Source organism: Dissulfurimicrobium sp. (genome assembly GCF_049968175.1).
Classification (GTDB): Bacteria; Desulfobacterota; Dissulfuribacteria; order Dissulfuribacterales; family Sh68; genus Dissulfurimicrobium; species Dissulfurimicrobium hydrothermale.
Genome location: NZ_JBMFRG010000069.1, coordinates 1 through 8698 on the forward strand (window position 1 = coordinate 1; position 8698 = coordinate 8698).

The following is an 8698-nucleotide window of genomic DNA, read 5'->3' on the forward strand; positions in this document are numbered from 1 at the left end:
AATGCCTCTTCGGCCTTTACAAGATCATTCGACTGCGCGTAAATCGACCCTTGGAGAAATAGGGCGTCCTGATAGCCTGGATCGGTCTTCAAAACCCCGTCAAGGATAGACAAGGCGGCATCATAATCGCCCTGTGCCGCATGACAACGCGCCAGCATAACCTTCAGCCCGAGATCATCTGGATCCATATCTATCGCCTTTTCAGCCCATTTCTTGCATCGATCAAAATCACCCATTTGAAAAACAGTCTCGGCCAACTCCTTGACTATAGCCACAGATCCAGGGTCCATTTTAAGGGCCTGCTCGAGATGATTTACTGCCGCGTCAAAACGCCCCTCCTGCCTTTCAATGGTGGCCTGCATATAAGATGCATAAGCCGCCTCTTTCAATGTAGCCCTCTCGCCGCCCATTGCGTCAGCGGAGAAAAACAGGGCCATGGCAGGCAAAATCAGACAATATAAGATCATTTTATGTAGATTCACGCCTCGCCTATCCCTTCAGGGTAAGATTCGATATCTTTCACCCTATCTTTTAGATATTGCTGCACCTTTTTCTTCAACCTCGACTCTATCTGCCTCACCCTTTCCCTTGAAACACCAAACTTCTCCCCGAGCTCCTGCAATGTAGCCGGCTCGTCGGTAAGCATACGTCTCTCGAAGATTATCCTTTCTTTGCCCTTCAGCGTATCCTTCAGATCTGCCAGGTGTTTTCTCAGGTGTCCTAACATCTCCTCTCTCGCAAGTCTAGATTCGACTGAAGCGTCACGGCTAGGCAGAAAATCAAGATGACTGTCGTCCGAATCGTCCTGGACCGGCGCATCAAGAGACACCTCCCATGAACCCATCCGCTGCTCCATGTCTATGACCTCCTGCTCCGAGACGCCAAGACCCTCCGAGATGAGTTTCGGTACCGGCTCAAAACCAAGGGCGGAGATACGCTCCCTTTCTTTATTCAGGTTATAGAACAGCTTCCTCTGTGCCTGCGTCGTCCCAATCTTCACAAGACGCCAATTGTCCATGATAAATTTCAATATATAGGCCTTGATCCAGAAGGATGAATAATATGAAAACTTTACACCCTTGTAGGGATCGAATTTCCTGACCGCCTGCATAAGCCCTATGCTTCCTTCCTGGATCAGGTCCATGAAATTTTGCATCCAAAACTTCTGAAAGTCCAGGGCTATCTTTACCACCAATCTTAGATTCGCAGTTATAATCCTTGATGCAATATGCGGGTCGCGGGTCTCATAATATAATTTGGTGAGTTTTTCCTCCTCCTCCCTGGTCAAAAGGGGATAGCGGCTTATCTCGCCGAGATACATCTGAAGCGGGTCCATCTCATCCGACGCCACAACGCTGCCTTGAACATCGAACCTCAGCGCCGGCAAATTCGTTCTGTCACCCTTAGTGTCTGATGTCTTTGTCTTATCAACCATTGCTACCAGCCATAAAATTTATTTAAAATTATTTTACAACAAAGACCTGGATTCTCCAAAAGAAATAAAATGCACCTGCTAAAAAACAATACTACTAAAAAGACAAGGGAAACGGCCGTAAAAGAAAAGGGATACAAGCCCTGCCTATCTAAACCAGATTGAGCTAAAACTCGGCGGGGAGCCCCTTTACCCTGGCCCGGGTGAAGACGGGCCCGTCCTTACAGACATAAACAGGGCCTATATTGCAGTGACCACATACGCCAAGGCCGCACTTCATGCGGTTTTCAAGCGATAGATAGACCTGTTCGTCTTGCCAGCCGATCTTTTCAAGGGGCGGCATAGTAAACTTGATCATTATAGGCGGGCCGCAGATGAGCGCCGCGGCGTTTTGAGGCGAAGGCGCCACCTTCTCCGTTATGGTCGGAACAAAACCTACAAGCCCTGTCCACCCTGGGGCCTCCCGATCGATCGTCACATATAGATCCAGATCATCCCGATCGGCCCAGAGAGCGAGTTCGTCACGGTACAGGAGCATCCCAGGGGTCCGCGCCCCATAGATGACCGTGATCTTACCATAGTCATCTCTGTGCTCAAGCAGGTAAACAAGTGTGGCCCGAAGGGTCGTAAATGCAAAACCGCCCGCTATAATGAGTATATTCCTGCCCTTTAGCAAGCTATCCACCGGAAACCCGTTCCCAAGCGGACCGCGGATGCCTATCCTTGCCCCCTTGTCAAGCTGGTGAAGGACGGTGGTGACCACACCAGCCCTGTTCACTGTAAAAAGAAGCGCATCTTTCTCGGTGGGCGATGAGGCGATACCGATAGGTATCTCGCCTTTCCCGGCGATGGAGAGCATTGCGAATTGACCCGGGATATGGTGCCAAACGGCCCTTGCCAGCTCGTCTTCAAGCACGAGCCTGAATGTCTTCAGGTTTCCATCCTCGGTCTCGATCTTTATATCGTCTATGCGCGCAGCATATGGAATATACGGATTTTTTGTCATCTCTTACTCCATACCCACAAGGTCATGGATGACCTCGCGGATATCGATATTAACCGGACACTCGCGAATGCAGCGCCCACATCCCACGCAAGAGACAAAACCAAAGCGGTCAGGGAAGTATTTGAGCTTGTGCATGAAGCGGTTTCTCACCCTCTTTAGCGCCTCACCCCTTGGGTTGTGACCAGAGGCATGGAGGGTAAAAAGCGGAAACATACATGAATCCCAACAACGAATACGGCGTCCCTGCCCGCAGATTATCTCATCCTGGATATCAAAGCAATAACAGGTGGGACAGAGGAAGGTACAGGCCCCGCAGTTTATACAGGATTCGGAGAGAGGCTGCCATATATCTCTATTATATAGGGACGTCATGTCTTTGGACCTCAGGACCTCATCCAGCCTTGAGATCTGCCCTTCGGCCGTATCGACAGCAGATCTTAACGCCCTTAAGCAGGCAATGTCTTCATTGGTTGCATCCCCTTTCCCATCAGCCGCCTTTAATAAAAGGTCTTCCCCCTTGTGTGTTAGCACCTCGGCGACAAGGCCGTCATCCATCTCTGTGATAAGTATATCCAGGCCATCGGTCCCATATGGTGAACCACCTACCAATCTGCAAAAACAGGTGCTACACTGAGTCCCGCAAGAAAACCCGACTATCACGGTCCGTTCAAGAAGCGCCCTGAAATATGGATCCCCCTCAAACGGCATGGCATTCAACATAATACTTCTGGCATCGCACGGCCTCACCCCGAAAAGCACCCGCCGCCCGTCGACATCGATCGTTTCAGCCCTCGGCAACCACGCATCCTGGTCCGTATGTCTGGCAGAAAAGGTGAGGATAATCTCGGGCTGGGGAAAGAAAAAGGTCTTTATCGGGGTCTTCGGCGCGCCGGCAGGTATCTCAAGCGCATCGGAAATATTTGCTTTATTGATACGCAACCATGTCTTTTGCCCTTTTGCTTCATCTTTAATCAGGCCATAGGACTCAAATTCACTCGCCCAGGCCAAAAGCCAGCCAGAAAGCCCGTCTCTATCAATCTTAACAGCCCTCATGCCTTGTTCTTCTCCTTGATTATCACAAACCCCTGCGGGTCATCAGGCCTGTAGGTGACAAGCGGGGGCTGAATCAACGGATCAAGCCCGGCCTCGACGCCAAAGAGTTCAAATACATCTTTTTCGAGCTTCTTGGTAAAGAGCCTCATTTTTATGCCCATGGGACAGGCGCTCTCACACGCCCCACAGTCGGTGCAGCGCCCTGCGCAGTGAAAGGCTCTAAGTATGTGAAAGAGCGCGGTATCCGTGGGATCTATCGACTTTCCAACCCACTGGGGCCTTGAATCGTCCACAAAGCATGTCGGGCAATAACAGAGCGGACAGGCGTTTCTGCAGGCATAGCAGCGGATACATGAGGCTATCTCGTTTTTAAACCAGGCCCAGCGCTCATCCACTGTCATGGCCTCAATCACTTCTATCTGGGCGAAGCGGTCATCGGCCTTTCTGTTTGAATCAGGCCCTATCTTATAGTCGAATATTACTGGATCGGGATGAACACAGCTCTTGCAATTGTCCCGTACCACTGACCAGCGGTCTATTTCAAGCCCATAATCGCTGCCTGAGATCTTAAGCGTATGTTCACCTTCCTCAACCTTAAAGATCTCGCGGCCACCGGTCATGGCCATGACCTTCTTTCTGTCCACCATACCGCGGCTTGAGACCCCAAGGATCACAAGCCTTTTGCGGTCCACCTGCCTTTCCTGCATCTGGACCACGATATTTCTAGACCAGCAGCCTGTAGCCACCACCCCGACCTTTGGAAGCGGGCCGGCAGGTACAGGGTCTCTGAGGCCCCTCGGCGGCTCAAGGGACTTTAAAAGGCTTGGCAGGTAGTTTGCAAGGTTCATGACACAAAAGCTGTTCCAAACGAACCTTTCTGCATCCTCAGGCCTCCTTGCAACAAAAGGCCTCAAAGTCATAGGGATGCTTCCTTCAATAAATCCCAGGAAGACCGCTACCTCGCCGGATGAGAGGAGTTCAGCGGCCTTAGCCCTGATTCCTTCTGTAATTTCCGCGTTTGTATGAGACATGGCCGCCTACCCACCAATTCCTTTCACTAACCTCTTTTGAGGCCCGAGGGCCTTCACGAGCCCGGTCACCTCCTTCACCACATCAGCGAACTGCCCGCCTTCAGAGGCGGAGACCCATGAGAAATTGACCCTGCCAGGCTCTATGCCGATAAATTCAAGAAAATTCTTAAACAGGGCAAAACGGCGCCTCGCATATAAGTTGCCACTTATATAGTGGCAGTCGCCTGGGTGACAACCGGACACCAACACCCCGTCGGCACCGGCCTTCAGGGCATCGAGGATCATATTCGGCGAGATGCACCCCGAACATGGAACCCTAATTATCCTGATGCTAGGCGGATACTGAAACCGGCTTACCCCGGCAAGATCAGCCCCTGCATAGCTGCACCAGTTGCACAAAAAGGCGACGATCCTTGGCTCCCAATCTACAGATGCTATCTCCCTGCAGGCCATCGTCGGCTTTAAAAGCTCATATCCCATGAATGATAAGCACCTTCCATATCGGCAGTGACAAACATCTTACCAAACATCCGCCATATCCATCGCGGATTCTATCGCGGCCATTATCTGCTCGTTGCCTAGATTTTTAACGCTTACGGCACCAGAGCGGCAAGAGGCCGCACACGCCCCGCAGCCCTTGCACAATCCGATATCGACCACAGCCCTACCTGTATCTTGGTCTATATTGATAGCCGCATACGGACAGATCTGGGTACAGACCGCGCATCCAGTACACTTAGCCGTATCCACATATGCGGTCATGGACTCAACCGACACGGCGTCTCTCGAAAGTATAGTAACGGCACGGGCTGCAGCGGCCTTTGCCTGGGCGATGGATTCATCCATCGGCTTTGGATAGTGGCAAAGACCTGCAAGAAAGACCCCTTCTGTGGCAAAGTCCACGGGCCTCAGTTTCATGTGCGCCTCAAGCAAAAACCCATCCTGATCCATGGCGCATTTAAAAAACCCGGCAAGCCCGCCCGCGTCATCACGCGGGACCACGCCGGAGGCAAGCACCAGGAGATCAGGATGGAACATCACGGGCCTATCAAGGATCATGTCATGGGCCTTGACCACAAGCCTTCCGCCGTCATCACTCACCTCTGGGAGGTGATCGAGGTCGTAGCGGACAAAAATGATCCCCTTTGCCCTGGCCTCTTCATACAATCGCTCGCGCATCCCATAGGTGCGGATATCGCGATAGAGCATGAATATTGCCATCTCAGGGTTCAGCTCTTTGAGTTTCAACGCCTGATCTATGGCATGCGTGCAACAGACACGGCTGCAATAGGGACGCTCAGGCACCCTTGAACCCACACAGTGTATGAAAACGGCCTGCGAAAGCCCATTCAAGCCCTCATCAGCTGCTATAAAACGCCTGTCAAGCTCCAGGAGCGTATGCACCGCAGGATGCCTGCCATAAAGGTAATTCCATTTGCCCTCCCTTGGCTTAAAGGACTCTCCGCCGATTGCAATTATGGCCACGCCGTGCTCAATGACGCTTCCGTCGGAAAGGCTCGTCTTGAACCTGCCCACAGAGCCGAACGCCTCTGTTACAGTAGATTTAAGATGAAGTTCTATATTGGGGTGAGAAGAGACAGTCTTTGCAAGCTCCTCAAGATAGGGCTGGACCTCAAATCCCTGCCATGTGCGATAAAACTTCCTTGCATGACCCCCAAGCCTGTCTTTACGCTCGACTATAAAGACCTTGAAACCTTGGTCCGCGATCGCAACGGCTGCAGTCATGCCCGCTACGCCTGCACCCACCACTAGCGCCGATTTTGTAACCGGAACGCTGCTATAAGGCAAGGGCCCATCCCCCCTCACCTTTGCAACCGCCATCCGGACGAGGTCCATGGCCTTTCGTGTGGCCTTTTGAGGTTCATCCCTGTGAACCCACGAATCCTGGTCACGGATGTTGGCCATCTCAAAGAGGTGCTTGTTGATCCCTGCCTCCCTCAGGGTCTCCTGAAAGAGGGGTTCATGGGTTCGAGGGCTGCACGACGCCACCACCACGCGGTTCAGGCGCTCCCTGCGGATAGTCTCCGCCATCTGGTTTATGGTGTCCTGCGAGCAGGTAAAGAGGTTGTCCTGTGCGAATACAACGCCGGGAAGCCCGCGGGCATACTCGGTAACGGCCTTCACGTCCACGACGCTTGCTATATTAATACCACAGTGGCAGACAAAGACCCCGATCCTTGGCGGTTCAGGGCGCACATTACGCTCGGGCGGAAATTCCTTTGCCTTTGTCTCAGTCCATCTAGCGGGCGAAAGAAGCCTTCCTGCCTCAAGTGCGGCGGCGCTTGCCTCCATGACCGACTGGGGGATATCCTTTGGCTCCTGGGCAGCCCCGCACACAAAGACCCCTGGACGGCTCGTAGAGACAGGGGAGAACGGCGAAGTAAGCACAAAGCCGTCTTTATTGAACCCAACCCCGAGCCTGTCTATGAGGGCGACGGCCTCATGATTCAATTCCATCCCCACAGACAAAACCACAAGGTCAAATTCCTCCTCGCACATCCTGCCGGCCTCATCGGCATAGCGGATCAATAGAGTGCCTTCGTCTGCAGGTATAACGCTGTGCACCTTTGATCTGTGGAATCTAACCCCTTCTTGTACAGCGCGATTGTAATAGGCCTCAAAACCCTTGCCGTGGGTACGTATGTCCATGAAAAATATATGTGCATCTAGTGCACCGCCAGCATGTTCCCTTGCGATAAGCGCCTGTTTTATGGCGTACATGCAGCAGACGGACGAACAGTAGCCGCGACAGGCCCTGTTCGTATCCCGAGAACCAACACACTGAAGCCAGGCTATGCGCCTTGGTTCTTTCCCGTCAGAAGGCCGTTCCATGCGCCCCAAACATGGCCCGGAAGGACTTAGTAGTCGTTCAAACTCCATGGCCGTGACCACGTTTGGAATACGCCTATAACCTGTAAAATCAAGTCCTGACGGATCAAACAGGGAAAACCCAAGGGCCAAGACCACAGAGCCCACTTCAAACACATGATCTTTCGGGACGTCATCAAAATTGATCGCCCCTGCCGGACATACATTTGCACACGCCCCGCAACGGCCAGGCCTCTTGAGCCAGATGCATTCATCCGGATCAATGGCGTATTTGAGTGGCACGGCCTGCGGATACATGAGATACACAGCCTTTCTCTCGGAAAGGCCCATATTAAACCCATTTTTTGTCTTTTTGGGGCATTTTTCAGCACACAGCCCACATGCTATGCACTTGGTTGTATCCACATATCTTGGATGTTGCCGGACAACGGCCTTGAAATCCCCTGGCTCGCCATCTAGACTTATAAGTTCGGAAAGCGTAAGGAGATTGATATTCAGATTGCGCCCGCACTCAACGAGCTTTGGAGATAGTATGCAGGCCGAGCAGTCGTTTGTAGGAAATGTCTTGTCAAGCTTGGCCATAGCCCCGCCTATCGCAGGACGCCGCTCAACCAGATGCACATAATAGCCGCTCTCCGCAAGATCCAGCGCGGCCTGAACCCCTGCAATCCCCCCGCCAACCACAAGCACAGATCCCCTGGGATTCATCAGCATCACCTCTTAAGCGCCCTTACTATCCAGTTCCAAAGATGGGTAGTTTGCCAGCCGCCGCCATAAAAATCGCAGATATCTTTTATTTGGGTGTGACAGTTATGGCACGGCGTTATTACCACATCAGCCCCAGTCTTTTTCAGCTGCTCGAACTTGACCTTGCCGTACTCCCTACGGTTCTTTGCAAACCCGGACTGAAGCGCCCCGCCTCCCCCGCCGCAGCAGTAGTTGTTGGATCTGTTGGGCCATACCTCTATGAAATTTGCCTCGCCTGCAACCTGCTTCACGACAAATCTAAGGTCATCGGCCACTGCATCTCCAAGGCCCTGCCTGACGAGCTTACATGGGTCTTGCACTGTAAACTTAAGACCATCTTTGTTCCATGACGAATCTACTTTGAGCCTCCCCTCCCTTATCCATTTGGCGTAAAGGCTTATAATGCTCAAAAATTCAAACCTGTGCGAGATGTTGAACCTGCGCAACCCCTCCAGGGTCGCATAAAACATATGGCCTCACTCGGTGTTTATGTAATATCGGCACCCGAGGGCGTCGACCACCTCGGCCTGCTTGCGTACCGTCATCTCCCAGTCCTTGGCGTCACCAGTAAAAAGGCAG

General features: G+C 52.3%; 8 protein-coding genes. All 8 read right to left on the reverse strand.

Features of this window, described 5'->3' with window-relative positions; all coding sequences use genetic code 11:
- The coding region (locus ACP5SG_RS08425) for a tetratricopeptide repeat protein (RefSeq protein ID WP_428123517.1) at nucleotides 1–437 on the reverse strand (437 nt) is incomplete at its 3' end.
- Between the two features lie 41 nt (nucleotides 438–478).
- A complete protein-coding gene (locus tag ACP5SG_RS08430) occupies nucleotides 479–1435 on the reverse strand; it encodes a sigma-70 family RNA polymerase sigma factor (RefSeq protein ID WP_237888509.1) in 957 nt (318 codons plus the stop codon).
- Between the two features lie 163 nt (nucleotides 1436–1598).
- The gene (locus tag ACP5SG_RS08435) at nucleotides 1599–2438 is read right to left on the reverse strand and encodes an FAD/NAD(P)-binding protein (protein WP_237888510.1); all 840 of its coding nucleotides are present in this window, start codon (nucleotides 2436–2438) and stop codon (nucleotides 1599–1601) included.
- Between the two features lie 3 nt (nucleotides 2439–2441).
- Nucleotides 2442–3491 carry a 4Fe-4S dicluster domain-containing protein gene (locus ACP5SG_RS08440; protein WP_237888511.1) on the reverse strand — a complete coding sequence of 350 codons (1050 nt, stop codon included), beginning with the start codon at nucleotides 3489–3491 and terminating at the stop codon, nucleotides 2442–2444.
- Complete coding sequence (locus ACP5SG_RS08445; RefSeq protein ID WP_237888512.1) at nucleotides 3488–4522, reverse strand: 4Fe-4S dicluster domain-containing protein; 1035 nt, start codon at nucleotides 4520–4522, stop codon at nucleotides 3488–3490. Before ACP5SG_RS08445 ends, ACP5SG_RS08440 begins: the two co-directional genes overlap by 4 nt.
- 6 nt (nucleotides 4523–4528) lie before the next feature.
- A complete protein-coding gene (locus ACP5SG_RS08450) occupies nucleotides 4529–4975 on the reverse strand; it encodes a hydrogenase iron-sulfur subunit (protein ID WP_237889927.1) in 447 nt (148 codons plus the stop codon).
- Nucleotides 4976–5041: 66 nt separating this feature from the next.
- Nucleotides 5042–8080 (reverse strand): CoB--CoM heterodisulfide reductase iron-sulfur subunit A family protein, encoded by a 3039-nt coding sequence (locus ACP5SG_RS08455; protein WP_237888513.1) that lies wholly within the window; start codon nucleotides 8078–8080, stop codon nucleotides 5042–5044.
- Between the two features lie 5 nt (nucleotides 8081–8085).
- On the reverse strand, nucleotides 8086–8589 hold the full coding sequence (locus tag ACP5SG_RS08460; RefSeq protein ID WP_237888514.1) for a (Fe-S)-binding protein: 504 nt from the start codon (nucleotides 8587–8589) through the stop codon (nucleotides 8086–8088).
- Between the last annotated feature and the right edge of the window lie 109 nt (nucleotides 8590–8698).